Source organism: Salinibaculum salinum, assembly GCF_037645885.1.
Taxonomy (GTDB): domain Archaea; phylum Halobacteriota; class Halobacteria; order Halobacteriales; family Haloarculaceae; genus Salinibaculum; species Salinibaculum salinum.
Map to the genome: position 1 here is coordinate 1 of NZ_JBBENW010000023.1, position 16,306 is coordinate 16,306.

At 58.6% G+C, this 16,306-nt stretch carries 19 protein-coding genes; 9 read left to right on the plus strand and 10 right to left on the minus strand.

Annotated features, from left to right (window positions below):
• Positions 1–239 precede the first annotated feature (239 nt).
• Positions 240–560 carry a DUF5783 family protein gene (locus WDJ60_RS16425; RefSeq protein ID WP_340101782.1) on the plus strand — a complete coding sequence of 107 codons (321 nt, stop codon included), beginning with the start codon at positions 240–242 and terminating at the stop codon, positions 558–560.
• A 168-nt stretch (positions 561–728) separates the two neighbouring features.
• Here the strand turns inward: WDJ60_RS16425 and WDJ60_RS18925 are convergent, their stop codons facing one another.
• The 5 genes from WDJ60_RS18925 to sufB all read right to left on the minus strand — a co-directional run bounded on the left by WDJ60_RS18925 (position 729) and on the right by sufB (position 5,044).
• Positions 729–1,148: a DUF7988 family protein gene (locus WDJ60_RS18925; protein ID WP_465269247.1), complete on the minus strand. Its 420-nt coding sequence runs from the start codon at positions 1,146–1,148 to the stop codon at positions 729–731.
• Positions 1,149–1,280: 132 nt separating this feature from the next.
• Positions 1,281–1,838, minus strand: a complete 558-nt coding sequence (locus WDJ60_RS16430) for a TATA-box-binding protein (protein WP_340101783.1) — start codon at positions 1,836–1,838, stop codon at positions 1,281–1,283.
• Between the two features lie 17 nt (positions 1,839–1,855).
• Positions 1,856–2,719 (minus strand): 2-oxoacid:ferredoxin oxidoreductase subunit beta, encoded by an 864-nt coding sequence (locus tag WDJ60_RS16435; protein ID WP_340101784.1) that lies wholly within the window; start codon positions 2,717–2,719, stop codon positions 1,856–1,858.
• Between the two features lie 506 nt (positions 2,720–3,225).
• Entirely contained in the window at positions 3,226–3,564 is a 339-nt protein-coding gene (locus tag WDJ60_RS16440; protein WP_340101785.1) for a 4Fe-4S dicluster domain-containing protein, read from the minus strand.
• Positions 3,565–3,613: 49 nt separating this feature from the next.
• Positions 3,614–5,044, minus strand: a complete 1,431-nt coding sequence (gene sufB / locus WDJ60_RS16445; protein WP_340101786.1) for a Fe-S cluster assembly protein SufB — start codon at positions 5,042–5,044, stop codon at positions 3,614–3,616.
• A gap of 328 nt (positions 5,045–5,372) precedes the next feature.
• Between sufB and WDJ60_RS16450 the strand changes: the two genes are divergently transcribed.
• Both WDJ60_RS16450 and WDJ60_RS18930 read left to right on the plus strand, forming a co-directional pair.
• Positions 5,373–6,365, plus strand: coding sequence for a transcription initiation factor IIB (locus WDJ60_RS16450; protein ID WP_340101787.1), 993 nt, complete (start codon positions 5,373–5,375; stop codon positions 6,363–6,365).
• Positions 6,362–6,544 carry a DUF8106 domain-containing protein gene (locus WDJ60_RS18930; RefSeq protein WP_465269248.1) on the plus strand — a complete coding sequence of 61 codons (183 nt, stop codon included), beginning with the start codon at positions 6,362–6,364 and terminating at the stop codon, positions 6,542–6,544. Before WDJ60_RS16450 ends, WDJ60_RS18930 begins: the two co-directional genes overlap by 4 nt.
• 21 nt (positions 6,545–6,565) lie before the next feature.
• On the opposite strand, the gene WDJ60_RS16455 is transcribed toward WDJ60_RS18930, so the two are convergent.
• Together WDJ60_RS16455 and WDJ60_RS16460 are read right to left on the minus strand one after the other, a co-directional pair.
• Complete coding sequence (locus WDJ60_RS16455; RefSeq protein ID WP_340101788.1) at positions 6,566–6,994, minus strand: Lrp/AsnC family transcriptional regulator; 429 nt, start codon at positions 6,992–6,994, stop codon at positions 6,566–6,568.
• 48 nt (positions 6,995–7,042) lie between these two features.
• Entirely contained in the window at positions 7,043–7,405 is a 363-nt protein-coding gene (locus tag WDJ60_RS16460) for a HesB/IscA family protein (protein WP_340101789.1), read from the minus strand.
• 352 nt (positions 7,406–7,757) lie between these two features.
• Between WDJ60_RS16460 and WDJ60_RS16465 the strand changes: the two genes are divergently transcribed.
• From WDJ60_RS16465 to gcvPB, 3 genes are all read left to right on the plus strand, one after another.
• Positions 7,758–9,419, plus strand: a complete 1,662-nt coding sequence (locus tag WDJ60_RS16465; protein ID WP_417750472.1) for a transposase — start codon at positions 7,758–7,760, stop codon at positions 9,417–9,419.
• Between the two features lie 296 nt (positions 9,420–9,715).
• Entirely contained in the window at positions 9,716–11,050 is a 1,335-nt protein-coding gene (gene gcvPA / locus WDJ60_RS16470) for an aminomethyl-transferring glycine dehydrogenase subunit GcvPA (protein WP_340101791.1), read from the plus strand.
• Positions 11,047–12,468, plus strand: coding sequence for an aminomethyl-transferring glycine dehydrogenase subunit GcvPB (gene gcvPB / locus WDJ60_RS16475; protein ID WP_340101792.1), 1,422 nt, complete (start codon positions 11,047–11,049; stop codon positions 12,466–12,468). The genes gcvPA and gcvPB overlap by 4 nt, the downstream gene beginning before the upstream one ends.
• A gap of 15 nt (positions 12,469–12,483) precedes the next feature.
• Here the strand turns inward: gcvPB and WDJ60_RS16480 are convergent, their stop codons facing one another.
• Together WDJ60_RS16480 and WDJ60_RS16485 are read right to left on the minus strand one after the other, a co-directional pair.
• The gene (locus tag WDJ60_RS16480; RefSeq protein WP_340101793.1) at positions 12,484–12,861 is read right to left on the minus strand and encodes a response regulator; all 378 of its coding nucleotides are present in this window, start codon (positions 12,859–12,861) and stop codon (positions 12,484–12,486) included.
• A gap of 6 nt (positions 12,862–12,867) precedes the next feature.
• Positions 12,868–13,035: a DUF7838 family putative zinc beta-ribbon protein gene (locus WDJ60_RS16485; protein WP_340101794.1), complete on the minus strand. Its 168-nt coding sequence runs from the start codon at positions 13,033–13,035 to the stop codon at positions 12,868–12,870.
• A gap of 93 nt (positions 13,036–13,128) precedes the next feature.
• Here WDJ60_RS16485 and WDJ60_RS16490 point away from each other — a divergent pair, with 93 nt between their 5' ends.
• The 3 genes from WDJ60_RS16490 to WDJ60_RS16500 all read left to right on the plus strand — a co-directional run bounded on the left by WDJ60_RS16490 (position 13,129) and on the right by WDJ60_RS16500 (position 14,851).
• Positions 13,129–13,299 (plus strand): hypothetical protein, encoded by a 171-nt coding sequence (locus tag WDJ60_RS16490; RefSeq protein WP_340101795.1) that lies wholly within the window; start codon positions 13,129–13,131, stop codon positions 13,297–13,299.
• 78 nt (positions 13,300–13,377) lie between these two features.
• On the plus strand, positions 13,378–14,559 hold the full coding sequence (gene glmU / locus WDJ60_RS16495; RefSeq protein ID WP_340101796.1) for a bifunctional sugar-1-phosphate nucleotidylyltransferase/acetyltransferase: 1,182 nt from the start codon (positions 13,378–13,380) through the stop codon (positions 14,557–14,559).
• Between the two features lie 103 nt (positions 14,560–14,662).
• On the plus strand, positions 14,663–14,851 hold the full coding sequence (locus WDJ60_RS16500) for a DUF7576 family protein (protein WP_340101797.1): 189 nt from the start codon (positions 14,663–14,665) through the stop codon (positions 14,849–14,851).
• Between the two features lie 83 nt (positions 14,852–14,934).
• On the opposite strand, the gene WDJ60_RS16505 is transcribed toward WDJ60_RS16500, so the two are convergent.
• On the minus strand, positions 14,935–16,263 hold the full coding sequence (locus WDJ60_RS16505; RefSeq protein ID WP_340101798.1) for an aryl-sulfate sulfotransferase: 1,329 nt from the start codon (positions 16,261–16,263) through the stop codon (positions 14,935–14,937).
• Positions 16,264–16,306 lie beyond the last annotated feature (43 nt).

Consider the following 16,306-nt stretch of genomic DNA (forward strand, 5'->3'; position numbering starts at 1 on the left):
TGATCAGAATTGAAGTACGGTGCGTCCGTTTTTCCTGTTGGCGGCCTTTGCTGAGAGTTGGAATTCGCAGCCATCAGGTCGCCATTACCGGCTTCACGCCGGTTTTAAATACTGGAAACGCGACAGATCATCAGCAGTATAATTGGTGCCCCGACTCTCGAGTGGCCGGGGGGAGGGGGTGTAGTCCCTGCCAGGTCCGGCCACTGAATCTTATATTTCTTCCGCCCGTCGATACAGTGATGACCGAATTCGATCCAGAAAAATTTGAAGAGAAATACGTGCATTATTTCAAGGAACTGGAGACGGCATACTCGAATGCGTATCAGCAACTCCACGGCCAGGCTAACTCAGAGGTGCTCCGCGCTATCGACCGGCAGGTGCTCAACGAGAGCGAACCGGTCTACGAGGGCGATGGACAATTTCGCGTTACTCTGCCCGACGATATTGAGGAACGGAGACAGACCTTGCCCGGCGACGAGGAAACCTTCGACGCCGTTCTCACGGAGTTCGTCGACCGGATCGAAAATGAATTGCGTCAGATCTTCGGATTTGAAGAGTGAACACGGTTCCTTGCCCTGATGAGTGGATTAAAAAATATTCACTACGAATACACCGGTACCGGTCTTGTAGCGCTATTATTTGTGTTTGAGTGTATTAATTTTATGTAGTAAAGTTATAATATCATTTCGGGACAGTTGAGAGCAGTCCCTTTCTATGACCGAGTCAAGTCACCCTTTGGGGCCAGCGAGCGTAATCTGAAGACACTCTTTGGGACAGGGATCACAGAAGCGATAACGTCGAGGCCGTGTTTTTATATCGAAGAGTTCGAATTCGATCACGAGACGGCGACCATCGGCCAACGTTCCGCGGCAGAGTGGGCCGCGACTAGTCACCACATAATATGGTGGCGCAGCAACCGGTGCTCCGCGGATCTCCTCGCCGAGCGTTGCAGCAGTTGTTTCGAGGGTCGCAAGCAATGGGGTCGGTAGTCCACGTTCTTGGAGTAGGTGGTCAAGCGGCACTCGGATGACCGTGCCATCTACGACCGGCCACTCTTCGATTGCAGTAGCAACTGCTGTTCCCGCGTTAACGACCTCCTTGATTGTGTCAGCATGTGCGGCGAGTAGTCGCCTGTGGAGACGCTCCACGACAGTTCACCTACTTGTACTCGCCGCACTCAAATAATTCCCATCGGGACCGGGGAAGGCTCGATACAGTTTCCCGACGTCTTTAATCGCTTTCTCGACACTACACATGAGTTTACCAATCAGGCGGTCTTCTTAGCTCAGTAGTCCGAGTGTATCCAGTTCCTTTTGGACGGTATCTAGCGCCCGATGAGCATCATCTGGGTCTTTGCCACCGGTGATGACGACTTTCCCCGACCCAAACAGGAGCAAGACGACATCGTCGTCCTCCAGACGGTAGACTAATCCAGGGAACTGTTCTGGTTCGTACTCGACGTGTTCAAGACCGAGTCCGATAGCTATTGCGTTGAGATTCAGCTTCGTGCCTAAATCGCCAGACGAGACGATATTTTGTACAGCAATATCTAGCTCATCGGGCATGTCGATGTCGAGGGTGCTGAACATACTGGAGACGATATTAATACTTTCGTGAGCAGCGTCTACACTGTCAGCGCCGGTGCAGACGATTTTTCCTGACCGGAAAATGAGTGCTGCTGCTTCGGGATCGTTCGTACGATAGATAACGCCCGGAAACTGTTCAGGATCGTAGTCGACACCATCCAGATCCAACGCAACACTGTTGAGGTTGAGTTCTCGTCCGATGCTGGTCGTGGCGACGACGTTCTCGATCGAGATTGATTGTTGTATGGACATTAAATAATCTCTAGTATTCAGTAGAATTCACGGACGAGATTCATCGCGTCGTCCGGGGCCCCATCGGGAATGTCGGCCATGTTCTCGGTGACTCCTTCGCGCTGTTCCCAGGGAGTGGAGTCCTCGTCTCGGTAAACGATGCCCTGATACTCTTTGTCGGCGTCGAGAATGGCGTCTTTTGCGTCGTCGTAGTCGGTGGGGTCGTGGTCACTTTCTTCCAGGTCGACGATGGAGTCTCTGAAGTAGTCGTAGGTGTCCACGTCGTTGAACGTGACACACGGTGAGTAGACGTTGACGAAGCCGAAGCCGTCGTGTTCGACCGCTTGCTGGACGATTTCGGTGTGGCGCTGTGAGTCCGACGAGAACGACTGGGCAATGAACGTTCCCCCAGCAGCCAGCGCGAGCGCGAGTGGGTTGACTGGCGGTTGGTTCGGCCCATCGGGCGTCGTCGACGTCTCGAAGTCCTCACGCGATGTCGGCGAGGCTTGGCCTTTCGTCAGCCCGTAGATGCGGTTATCCATCACGACGTAGCTCATATCGACGTTGCGGCGGACGGCGTGGACGAAGTGGCCCGCACCGATCGAGTACCCGTCACCGTCACCCCCGGCGACCATCACTTCGAGATCCGGGTTGGCCAGTTTCGCCCCGATACCGAGAGGAAGGGCGCGTCCGTGGACGCCGTGGAGCGCATAACTGTGCATGTAGGTACCAATCTTCCCCGAACAGCCGATACCGGCGACGACGAACGTGTTGTCCGGGTCATTACCCGTGTTCGCGAGCGCTTTCATCATTCCATTCATCGTCCCGAAATCACCGCAACCGGGACACCAGGTTGGCTGCTTGTCGGATTTGAAGTCGGTGAATCTGACGTCTGAGCTCATGTTGTTATGTTCTCCGCGTTGCGGTCTTGACAGCCGGATTCGCTGTCGTGTTGTTTCTCATTCCTGGTCACCAGTCGCTCAAATGAATTCTTATCATCACTTTTATTGTTTGGGTGTATTGGGATCTACCCGTTCAATTCCTGCGTCAGCGAGTTTGGTTTTCACTGCCGGGGGAAGCGTTTCGAGTGTCTCGTCTACTTGTGGAGCAACGGATATACCGTCGACTCTCAGTGCCACTAATTTTCCACGGTTGCCCTGTGCGGCGACCTCGAATTCGAACGGGCGATCCTGTTCGTCGAGCGCATACACCCAGACTTTCGAGAGGCCGTTTGCGCTCTCCCAGTGAGCGCTGTTGAGGACGCTGAGACTCCCTGCAGGGGGAACACACGGCGAGCCACACGCCTGGCATTGGCCTGGATGAGGCGAGGTGCCAACGTACTCGTAGTCGGCCCCGCACCGGTAACACTGTAATGTCAGGATCATCGCCAGCGCTCATCCACCCCGGTTCAGAGCCTCCCCGCTCGCCCTGGGTCAACGTCGATTGCATCGACAGGGCAGACATCGACACAGAGCATGCAGTCAATGCACTGGTCCTCGTAGGTGGGGTCGGCCTTGATTTCGGACTCGGGGTGACCAGGGGTATCGGTCCACTCGAACACGTCGACAGGGCAGTCTTCCAGACAAGCGCCATCGGCGATGCAGATCTCGAAATCCACTGCAACATGGGTTCCGTGGATGCCTTGTTTTTCTTCCGTTGGCTCCTCTCCATCTGCTGTCCACACTCGGTGATCCTCGTGCCGGTCGACTTCCTCATAGGTATCCTCGAAATTCGGATCAATAGCCATTGAAATATCTTCTAGTGCGTTGTTGTTTAGCCACCAGCCGAACCGGTCACTATCCGAGGCTCCCCTCCATCTCGAGTTCGATGAGCCGGTTCATTTCGACCGCGTATTCGATGGGCAGTTCCTCCGTGAGCGGCTCGATGAAGCCGGCAACGATCATCTGCTTTGCGTCGTCGTCGTCCAGGCCACGAGATTCGAGGTAGAACACGTCCTCGTCGCCGATCTTGCCGACGGTCGCCTCGTGGGCGACGTCGACTTTCTGCTCCTGAATCTCCATGTACGGCATCGTGTCCGACGTGGAGTCGTTGTCGAACATCAGCGCGTCACACTCGACCGATGTCGAAGCATTCTCCGCGCCATCTGCGATGTGGACGAGTCCACGGTAGTTCGTGCGGCCGCCGTCCTTGCTGATGGACTTGGACTCGATGGTCGACTTCGTGTCGGGCGCGTTGTGGTAGACCTTCGCGCCGGTATCGATGTTCTGTCCTTCGCCAGCCATGGCGATGGTGATGTGGTTGTCCGTCGCGCCCGGTCCCTTGAGGACCGTCGACGGGTACAGCATCGTGGCTTTCGAGCCCATTGACCCCGACACCCACTCCATGGTTCCTTCTTCCTCGGCGATGGCGCGCTTGGTGTTGAGGTTGTAGGTGTTTTTCGACCAGTTCTGCACCGTCGAATACTGGACGTGGGCGTTTTCCTTGACGAACACTTCGACGCCACCGCTGTGTAAATTGAACGCCGAGTACTTCGGGGCGGAACACCCCTCGATGTAGTGGACTTCGGAGTTCTCCTCGGCGATGATGAGCGTGTGCTCGAACTGGCCCATCCCCTCAGAGTTCATCCGGAAGTACGCCTGGACAGGCATATCGACACTTGTATCCTCGGGAACGTAGACGAAGGAACCACCCGACCAGATGGCACCGTGGAGCGCCGCGAACTTGTTGTCGCTTGGTGGGACGGCCTTCGTCATGAAGTATTCCTTGACGATGTCTTCGTGCTCTTGGACGGCCTTGTCCATGTCACAGAAGATGACGCCTTTCTCCTCCCATTGCTCCTGCATGTTCTGGTAGACGATCTCGGACTCGTACTGGGCGCCGACGCCCGAGAGGGCGTTCTTCTCGGCCTCGGGAATGCCCAGTTTGTCGAAGGTGTCCTGGATCTCTTCGGGGAGGTCCTCCCAGTTTTCGGCGCCGCCCCGTGTCTCGATGTCCGGGCGGATGTACGGGACGATTTCCTCGATCTCGACCTCGGAAAGGTCAGGAGCGCCGGGCCAACCGGTCGGCATCGGCATCTCCTGAAACTGTTCGAGCGCGCGCAGGCGTCGTTCGAGCATCCACTCGGGTTCGTCCTTGTCCTCGGAGATGACCCGGACAGTCTCCTCGGTCAGGCCCTTCTCCGTCTCGAACGCGGAGTTCTCCTCTTTCTTGAACTCGAAGCGTGCTTCGGTATCGGTGTCCTGAAGATGGTCTTGTTCCGAACTCATGAATTCACGTTGAGGCTCTGGCAACATAAGTTTGATTCATAACTATCTTTAATGGCTATCTAAGCAACTATTCTCTGAAACTTCTATATTGAGTATTGAAATACCCAATCAAAGTTTTCAATATAAAAACTTAGTATCGCACAGATGCAACAGGGTCGTATGGTATCATTGCTCACTGATTGTCATTCCAGGAAGCAGTCAGACAACCGATCTCCGCTCAGAGTCAGTATACCCAGCTCGTATGCTAGCTTCCGGAGTTGCCGGGATTGGGATATCCGCTTGTCCAGCCGGCTGCGCCGCTTCCGCCTTCCTACCGGGGTAGCTGAACGTGACTGAATCATTCACGACGTCAGGGATTCGGGAAGAAAGCCGCCCAGAGGAACACGGTGAGACGGGCGAAGAGGGCCGGAATGAACCATCGGTCAAAACGTGTCCCGAGTGCAGAGGACGCATCGTCCACAACGAGGCACAGGCCGAACTCCATTGTCGAGACTGTGGTCGCGTAATCGAATCAGACCAGATTGACCACGGGCCCGAATGGCGAGCGTATGGATCCAGAGAAAAGAAGGCCAAGTCACGGGTCGGAAGTACCCAAACCCAGCTATTACACGATCGTGGTCTGTCGACGGTTATCGACTGGCGAAACAAGGACACGTATGGACAGTCGCTCTCGTCTCGTCAACAAAAGAAAATGCGACGCCTCCGGAAATGGGACGAGCGGTTCCGGACAAAGAATAGTCAAGAACGGAACCTAAAGCACGCGCTGGGGGAAATTAACCGGATGGCGTCTGCGCTTGGGTGCCCCGATCCGATCAGGGAAACGACGAGTGTATTGTACCGGCAAGCACTGGAAAAGGACCTGATCCGGGGGCGTTCGATCGAAGGAGTGGCGACGGCAGCCCTCTATGCCGGGTCGCGTATGGAGAATACACCCCGTTCATTTGATGAGGTTGCTGCGGTGAGTCACGTTGATAAACTGGAGATAGAGCGTGCGTATCGCTATCTGGTAGATGAGTTGGAACTGGAAATGACTCCGCCGAATCCCGAAGCATACATTGCTCGGTTCGCTTCTCAATTGGGGTGTCCGGATGAAACGGAACGCCGAAGTCGGGAACTGATTCGATCCGCGATCGAAGCGGGTGTTCACAATGGTCGAAATCCTATCGGAATAGCCGCAGCAGCGCTGTATGCGGCTGCTAAACGTACAAATCAGGAAGTCACCCAAGGCGACCTAGCCGAAATTGCTAACGTGAGCAAACCAACGATTGCGAAACGGTACCCGGAGATTCTCCAAGCGGCAGATGAGGTGTCGAACGGGTGAACAACTCTAATCGGAAATCAGTCCTCTTTTGTCCGTCATGTGGATATCAGAGTTCTCTCGGTGGTGATTGGAACATGTCTTCTGCGAGTGACCAGTACCAACTTAGATGCCCGAACTGTGGATCTGTCGTCGTTACACAGTCGCAATATTGTACTGAATATTCTGAAATACAAAATTGAAGGAGTATGTCTCCTTCTCACTCATTTGAGCCGTTCTTGAAGCACAGCTGGGCAGGCGGTAGTCACCCCCTCAATGGAAAGAATCTGGTCGCTGACTATTTCATTTAGTTCGGTACTTCCTGTGGCCTCGAGTTCGGCCATCAACATATGGTCCCCGGTTGCGGTATACAACGCAGTCAGCGAGTCGATATCTCTGAGCTGACTTGTCGCCTCGGGGTACTGATCACTCTGGACATCGATTCCAACCATCGCAATACTCTGGTGGTTGACTTTCTTTGGGTCGATTTCGACAGTATAACCGACAATAGCACCTTCCTCCTCGAGTTTCTCGATATACTTTCGGGCGGTCGGTCTCGCAACGTCAGCCTGGTTGGCGATTTCCCCAAGGGAAGCTTTCGGATCTTCTTTGAGAATAGAAAGAAGACGATGCTCGAGTTTGTCAGTGTCCATTGTGTCTACGTTTATTTGCAGCGGTGATCATCGTGTTGGCAGTCGTGTTCAGGTGCGGAAAGATTCGCCGCAGCCACACTCCGAGACGACGTTGGGATTTTCAACATCAAAGCCTGCGCCTTGGAGACCCGTCTCATACTCAACAACACTCCCCGCAATATATTGGATACTCGCGGGATCAACGAACACTCGCAGGCCGTGGTGCTCGTAGACGATATCATCTTCGTCGGGACTCGTATCGAACCGCATACCATATGACAGCCCCGCGCATCCTCCTTGCTGGACGAACAGTCGAAGTCCTGCCGTGTCAGTGTCCAAGCTTTCTTCGTCTAAGAGAGCGAGAGCCTTCTTCGAGGCAGCTTCTGAAACTTCGATTTCAGGTTGTTCACTCTCCTCGGCCGTCGTACTCATATGTTGAGTTGATTGGGCCAGGGTGTTAACCATGACGCTCAAAATTGTGACGCTGCGTTAAGGCTCGAAATTGTCGAGAGACAGCTATACGCGTGGCCTCAGAGCGGTAGATTCCGCTGAAGACTGCCATCGCCGGACATCATAGAAACCGATCGTCGGACCGAGTTGACCGGATCATGGTCCGTGAGGCGTCAAGCCACCCTATTTCAGCGTTGATACCCGGCACATCGAATCGGGGGACGAACACAGACACAGAGGGGATGCCTGTAATAGTCTTCTTCAGAATCTCATGTCGATGTGGACGAATTCTTGAGCACGCGTTGCTCAGTATCTCGCAGTGGGTTCGACTCCTATGTCTCGCCGAACTGTCTTTCGACGCATCGCCCAACGACAATACGGTGAGTGGCCGGCGTATAATTCGACACCACTGTACGATCGAACGTCGCTCGCCGGACTGGAATCCGATATCCGGACAGTCTCAGAGACGTGGTTCGATCACGAAAGCCACGACTCGGTCAAGGAGTTCGTCTGTTTACTCCCTCTAGCCTACTTCCGGTTCAGTGCCCACGACCGGTATGCGGGGCCGACCCGCTACCAGATGGACACCCTCTTTCGGGCGTTTGTATTGAAAGAACTCCACGGGTGGGAACACGAAACAGCACTCGTCGACTACCTCGGGACCCGTCCTGAACTCTGCGAGCAACTGGGTTTCGAGACGATCCCAGACCAGTCGACACTGTGGCGAAGCTGGCACGAGCGGTTCACCCCTGATCTCCGAGAGACAGTGGAGACAGCCGCTCGAACGATCCTCATCAAAGCCCAGAATGCGGGTGCTGGGATTCCACGTGAGCCTAAGCGGAAACTCTGTTATCAGAGCAGCGACGGCAAGGATTCGACACCTGACGAGCAAAGCGTCTTGGAGCAGGCAGAGATAATCACCGATCATGTCAGTCGGGTCGTCTTCCCGGCGTTCTCGCTGGACCGTTGCAAAGGCTGTGAGATCCACGAGAACGCCTACTGGGGCTTACAGACCTATCTCGGGCTCCGTGAGAATCTGGCCGCCAACGAGGGTGCTCGCAGCTTCGTCTACGAGTCAACCCGGGACCGGACACCACTCGGACACGCTCACCGCGACCACATTCGCGAACTCTCGATCGAACAGATTCGCAAGATGTACCCACAGGCCGTTAACAGGCTCCTGAACAAGGTCGCGGAGACGAAGCAGTTCTTTCGGGCTGGTATTGTCGCCATTGATATCACCGAAGCCAATCCCTTCACCGGCGACAGGACCGGGCACGAGGACGAGATCATCGGGACGAAAGAGAAGACCGATGAGTACGCTTACCAGTGGGCCACCGTCCAGTTAGTAGGGAATGCAGTACCCATTGTTCTAGACGCACGGCCAGTTCGGAAGGGTGAGTCCCGTTTAGAAATTGTCGAAGACCTCTTGGATTCAGCCGAGGAGACGGTTCACGTCGATAACGTGCTAATGGACCGGGAGTTTGACAGCCAGCACGTCTTGGAGATGCTTAGCCAGCGTGAGCTTTCATACGTCGTCCCCAAACGAATGCAAACCAGCGAGAAAGCCCAAGCGAAGCGATTGCTCCAGCGCGATCAAGACCGGTACGAGACTGACCGCAAGCTCCATCTCGGGAAGAACGAGTGGCACGAGACGACGCTGATCTATCGGCGGAAAGAAGACTCAGAGCACGACGATCACCGGCAGTACTCGGTGTTCATGACGAATCAGGGGAGCGGACACCTCATGGAGTACGGCTACCGGTGGGAAATCGAGAGTGGCTACAGATCGATCAAGCGGTTCATGGCGGCGACGATGTCGAAGCATTTCGGACTACGGTTCTTCTACTTCGCGTTCGCGTGTCTGCTGTACTCGATCTGGCGAGCCGTGGATCTACTCGTCCAGGTTGAGTTGACTGGTGAGTACGAGCACGCGCCGACGGTGACGGCAGATAATACACTAACGCTGCTGAAGAAGGAAACCGGAATCGGATAGCGAGGATCTCTACCCGTGGTAGCGCAACGTCTGAGTGGCTACACTACCCGCGATCGTGGGAAACACTCCAGATTTGTTGGAAATTAAATAATAACCTCCGGTCAGAAAGCGATCTGCATCAGTTTCTGCTCATCGATTCGGCTGAAGCCACGCATCACAGCCCCGCTAAGCCCACTGTAGTCTCAACTTCCAGGGAAAACAATCTGCTGCTGGGATTCTGTGAATCGGACGCGCTCACTGGCGAGTGATTGACCCGAAAACGTTGTGTAGCGGCCTGTCTAAAGACGGCCAAGAGTATGAGCGGAGACAAGCGGGGGAGTCCGTACGCCCCTCACACCGCGACAGAGCGGGCGGCGATGCTCGATGCCGTCGGCGTCGACAGCGAGCGCGACCTGTTCGACATCCCCGACAGTGTTGCATTCGAGGGTTCGTTCGGTATCGACGCTCGGAGCGAGCAGACCGTCCGCCGAGAGGTAGGGGCGGCGCTCGGACGTAACGCCGACCTGGTAGAGTTTCTCGGGCGGGGACACTACGACCACTACGTCCCGTCGCTCGTGGACCACCTGGCCGACCGCCAGGAGTTTTTGACCTCCTACACCCAGTACCAGCCAGAGATAGCGCAGGGATTCCTGCAGGCACTCTTCGAGTACCAGTCGATGCTGGTCGAGTTGACCGGTCTCGGGGTCGCGAACTGCTCCGTCTACGACGCGGCGACGGCACTGGGGGAGGCAGCGACACTCGCTGCACGCGTTCGCGACGTGGACGGGTCGCGCGTTCTCGTCCCCGAACACGTCCGCGAGGAGAAACGCTCGGTGCTTACAAACTACGCCGACGGCGTCGGCCTAACTGTCGACAGTTATCCGATGGACGACGGGTGCGTCGACGTCGACGCACTCGCTGACCTCGCCAACGAGGAGACGCTGCTGGTCTACGCGGAGACGCCGACGGTCCGGGGCGTCGTCGAGGAACATCTCGAAACTATCGGTGAGATTGCCGACGACGCCGACGCGCTGTTCTGTCTCGGCACCGACCCCGTTGCGCTCGCGTTGCTCGAACGCCCGGCCGATGTCGGCGCGGACGTCGTGGTCGGCGACGCCGCGACGCTGGGTCTCGGGACGGCTTACGGGATGGGACTTGGACTGTTCGTCACGCGCGAAGAGTACCTCCGGCAGGTTCCCGGTCGCCTCGTCGGCGCTGGCGAGGACAGCACGGAGCGGCGTGCGTACACGCTCACACTGCAGACGCGCGAACAACACATCCGCCGGGAGCGAGCCACGAGCAACATCTGCACGAACCAGGCGTGGGTCGCGCTTCGCACCGCGATGCACGTCGCCACGCTCGGTCCCGATGGATTGGTCGAACTCGCAGAGGATTCGGTTCGGCGGGCCCGCGACACCGCCATGCGACTGGACGAGATCGTCGGTATCGAGGCACCGGTCCACGACCGACACCACTTCCGGGAGTTCGTCGCTCGAACTGACCAGCCTGCACCCGCCATCACGGCCGACCTCGCAGCCGAGGGCTACGCGGTCCACGCTATCGACGACCACCTTGTGCAAGTCTGTGTGACCGAGACGAACGAACACGCCGTGGATGGACTGGTCGCCGCCGTCGAGGAGGTGGCACGATGAGCTACGAACAGGCCCGCTGGTTCGAGGACGACCGCTACGAACCGCTCCTCTCCGAGAAGGACACGACGGCGGCCGAGGTGGGCGACGACGGGCCGCTCCCAGACGACCTGACTCGCGACTCGGTCGAACTCCCCTCGCTCGAGGAACCGGAACTGGCACGGCACTACACGCGACTGTCACAGATGAACTACGGCGTCGAGAGCGGTCCCTTCCCGCTGGGATCGTGTACGATGAAGTACAACCCGAAGTTCACCGAGGACCTCGCTGCCCTGCCCGGTGCTGCGGTTCACCCGGACCGGGACGAGCAGACGGTCCAGGGGCTCCTCGGCGTCATGGAGGGACTACAGGACTACCTGGCGCGCATCGGCGGGATGGACGCGGTGACGCTCCAGCCACCTGCGGGCGCTGCCGGCGAGTTCACGGGCGTGCTCGTCGCCAAAGCCTACCACGACCACAACGGCGAGGACCGCTCGGAAATCGTCGTTCCGGACAGCGCTCACGGAACCAACTTCGCGAGCGCGGCGATGGCTGGCTTCGACGTGGTCGAGTTGCCCAGTGCCGAGGACGGCCGCGTCGACCTGGATGCACTCGATGCGGCAGTAACCGAGGACACTGCCGCGCTGATGCTCACCAATCCCAACACGCTGGGACTCTTCGAGCGCGACATCGAGGCGATTGCAGACCTGGTCCACGACGCCGGTGGACTCCTCTACTACGACGGAGCGAATCTCAACGCGCTGCTCGGCCAGGCCCGACCCGGCGACATGGGATTCGACATCATGCACTACAACGTCCACAAGACCTTTGCGACGCCGCACGGCGGCGGTGGACCCGGTGCCGGCCCGGTAGGGGTCGCCGAGAAACTCGCCCCATTCCTGCCAGCGCCTCGCGTCCGGGAAACACCGAGCGGGACGTACGAACGCTTCGACCCAGACCACACTATCGGCAAGGTTCACGGCTTCGAGGGTAACTGGCTGGTCCTCCTGAAAACCTACGCCTACATCGCCCGGTTGGGTGATTCGGGGCTGGCTGACGCCAGTGCGAAAGCCGTGTTGAACGCCAACTACCTCGCCGAGCAAATCGAGTACGACGTTCCGTTCCGCCCCTTCCACCACGAATTCGTCGCGAGTGCGGGCGACCAGGACGCTGCCGACGTGGCAAAGCGGATGCTCGACTACGGCGTCCACCCGCCGACGACGAAGTGGCCCGAAATCGTTCCGGAGGCGCTGATGACAGAACCGACCGAAATCGAGAGTAAGCGGACCCTCGACCAGCTGGCGTCAGCCTTCAACGCTGTCGCTGGCGAAGACGACGCGACGCTCGAAGCCGCACCAGAGGCGACCGCAGCGCGCCGGATCGACCAGGTGGCCGCTGCGCGAACGCCGCAACTCTCCTGGCAGGCGCTCGACGGGGAGTAAGGTCGGTGTCGAGGCCTAGACGGCGTCGACGATCCGGTCCGCGAGGTCAGTGTAGTGGTCGGTTCCCGCTCCTTTCTGAATGAATCCGGTGACGCCCGCGCTCTCGGCGCGGTCGAGCGTCTTCTCGTCGGCCGCGGCCGTCAACAGGAAGAACGGCAGGTCACCGTCACGTTCGCGGACGGCCTCGAACAGCTCCAGGCCATCCATCTCGGGCATCCGGTAGTCACTGACGACGCAGTCGATATCGCCGTCTGTCACCCGGTCGACAGCGGCGCTTGCCCTCGGCTCTGTCAGCACCGACAGCGCATCCGCTTCCCGTTCGAGAAACGTCTCGGTCAACTCGAGTACGTCTTCGTCCTCGTCGACGACGAGTACCCGGATGTCCGCTCCCATGTCCGGTCAGGCGGTGCTCGTGTCTACCGCACCGTCGATCTGCACGAAGCCGTAGTCACACTCGGGACAGTCCCACTTGACCTTCCGGCCGAGGTGGAGTTCCGTACTTGCTATCTTCCAGAACGAACGCGTCTCGCCGCAGTTCGGACACTCGTGTTCCATTTCGAGGCTCATAGTGGTGTCTTCGAGCCCGTCTCAATTTAAATTATAGGGTGTCAGTTTCCCTGTCGGCCGCACAGTTAAGCACACTGCGGTCAAAATAGTGGTATGAGTCGACGTATCACCCGGTGTAACGAGTGTGGCTATCGCGTCCACTGGAACCCGGAGACGAGGGAGGGACCGACCGTCTTCTTCGAGAAGGGACTGTGCCCGAGCTGTGGATCCTCTTTCGAGGACCGGGCGCCCGTTTCGGCTCGACGCGGCCGCAAACGTCGGTAGGCCTGGAGAGGCGTCTCTTCGGATGCGCACGGTGCCGCTTGCGGTAGCCATTAGTGCCAGCCAACCGACCTGCGTCGTATGCAGACTGTCATCCTCGCGGCGGGACAGGGAACCCGGATGCGTCCGCTGACTGACGGCACACCCAAACCGATGCTGCCAGTCGCGGACCGGCCGCTCGCAGCCCACACCGCCGATGCCGCTGTCGACGCCGGGACAGGTGAACTCGTCTTCATCGTCGGATACGAGGCCGACGCCGTCAGGGACTTCTTCGGAGCGGAGTACCGCGGCGTGCCAGTCACCTACGCCGTCCAGGAACGCCAGCGTGGGACCGCCGACGCCGTGCGTGCCGCCCGCGACGCACTCGACGGTGACTTTGTAGTTCTCAACGGCGACAACCTCTACGACCCCGAAAGCGTCGCGGCGCTGTTCGAGGCCGGGCCGGCCATCGCCGCACAGGAAGTGTCGGACCCCACGAACTACGGTGTCCTCTCGACCGACGGCGACCGAGTGACCGACATCGTCGAGAAGCCGCCAGATCCGCCGTCGAACCTGGCAAACGCCGGCGCGTACGTCTTCCCGGCAGTAGCCCGCGAGTGGCTAGACGTGGCCGAATCCGAACGGGGCGAACACGAACTGACTGATGTCGTCGGGCGCGTCGTCGACGAGTTCGACGTGACGGCAGTCGAACTGGCACGCTGGCTGGACGTGGGTCGACCATGGGAACTGCTCGAAGCCAACGAGTGGAAACTCGGTGAACTGGACCGCGACATTCGCGGGGACGTGGCCGACAATGCCGACCTCCGGGGGGACGTCGTCGTCGAAAACGGTGCGACAGTCGAACCGGGTGTCGTCATCGAAGGGCCGGCGCTGGTCCAGTCGGGCGCGTCGGTCGGTCCCAACGCGTACATCCGCGGTGCAACCTTGCTCGGCGAGAACGTCCACGTCGGCCAGAGCGTCGAACTGAAGAATACGGTCGTGCGGGCGGGAACGAACGTCCCCCACCTCTCCTACGTCGGTGACAGCGTGCTCGGCCAGGACGTGAACTTCGGTGCTGGAACGACGGTCGCGAATCTCCGTCACGACGACGAAGCGGTGCGGCTGACGGTCAAAGGAGAGCGCGTTTCGACGGGTCGCCGGAAGTTCGGCGTGGTCGTCGGCGACGGTGCGAAGACGGGAATCGACACGAACCTCAACGCTGGCGTCGTCCTGTCGTCGGGTGCGACTACGACACCCGGCGAGACGGTGGTCCGGGATCGGTGACTGAACCGACTGCCGTCCTGCGGTAGTATTTGCATAAGACAATCGTGAAGGTCACCACTCGATATATGGGATTAAGTAGGGGCATCCCGAGACTCAAACTAACATGGTTGACCCCACTTCGGACCTCGGCGAGAATATCTCCGAGGAGGATGCCCCCGCGTGTGCCACCTGTGGCGCGACGATTCTTGACAGCCCACGCCACCGCGTCATCACGTGGATCGATGACGGTCAGGTACAGAGTGCACACTTCTGTGACGACAACTGTCGGATGGACTGGGACGGCGACGCCTGAATCTGTCGGACACGGTTCGAGAATTTCGTTATTCGGTAGCGACTCTCCTTCTCAAAACACGCCGGCCAGTACGACTTGGCGGGTCAGGTTCCTTCTTTCTCGCGGGTTCGGAACCACTGTATCGGAGCGCCGACGACGAGTAGCGTCGAGACGAGCGTTCCCAGTACCTGCATTTCCTGGAACCAGTAGGGGAGTGCCGGGACGACCGAGTGGGCAGCCACAGTCAGCGTCGACAGTAGCGGCATCCCACCCTTGGCGGAACTGTCGACGGAACTGTTCTCGCGGGAGACCTCCCGGATTCCCGTGTCATTCTCGATGACGCGGTCGGCTTCGTAGGGGATTCGTTCGGTTTCGACGCTCCAGATGAGGCTTCCCTCTTCGTCGACCTCGACGAGGCGCTGGTTTCGCGTGTCCGTGATGAGTGTGTTACCGTTGGGAAGTCTGTCGGCGTCCCGGGGCCAGCTAAAATCGATGTTCTGGGCTTCCGAGACCGTCCAGACCGGTTCCCAGCGGCCGTCTTCGGTGCGGTGGAGTTCGACCACGCGGTCGTTGTCGCTGTCGGCGACCAGCACTGCGCCGTCGCCGAGCCACTGTGGGTTGTGCTGGTGGTCCATCACGTCGGGATTGCCACACCGAACATCGCCGTCATCGTCGTAGTCATCCAACTGTCCGCCTCTCATGCACGAGTCGTCGTCTTCGTCCGAGCGGTCCTCGTTGATGACTTCGATGACCCCCTCGCCGCGCTCGATGACGAGAATCTGGTTTGCGTTGCGCACCGAAAGCAAGAAGCGGTCGTCGCCGATGTAGTCGACGTCGTTGATGTGAAGCCAGTCGGTTCGCGTAGGGTCGTCGGGCGCGTCGTAGAAGGAACTGGCCCGCCACTCCCAGGTAATCGAGCCGTTCTCGACGACGAACAGCCGTTCCTGGTCCATGTCGGAGACGGCGACGCCGCCGTCGGGAAGCGGCTTCGCCGCGTGGGACTCGCTGTTGGTAATCGACCGGACGGGGAAACTGTACTCGCTGACGATCGTCGGTTCGGGGTCGGGATCGACGATGCGGTAGCCGGTGTGCGTACAGGGCGATTCGTAGGGGCCGCAGTCGGTGTAACCGCCCTCCGCGAAGCCGACCATGACGCTCCCGTTGTCGAGGCGGGTAACTTCGAAATTACTGTCGGCACTGTCCTCTTTCCACGCCACGTCAGTGTCGTTCAGCAGGTAGACGCTCCCGTCTTCGTGATACCCTGGACCGCCACCGTGTGATCCGACGAGCGTCTGGCGCGTCTCGTTGTCCGTGACGCCGTCTGTTACACCTTCCTGAATCGGCGGGGCAAGCACGGCGCTCGCCCCCACTGTCACGACTAGCAGGCCGATACCGGCGAGGAGGAACCACGACCAGGGGACCGTCGGGCGCATGGTGATATATGCTTCCCAGACGATATATGAGCGCTACGGTCGT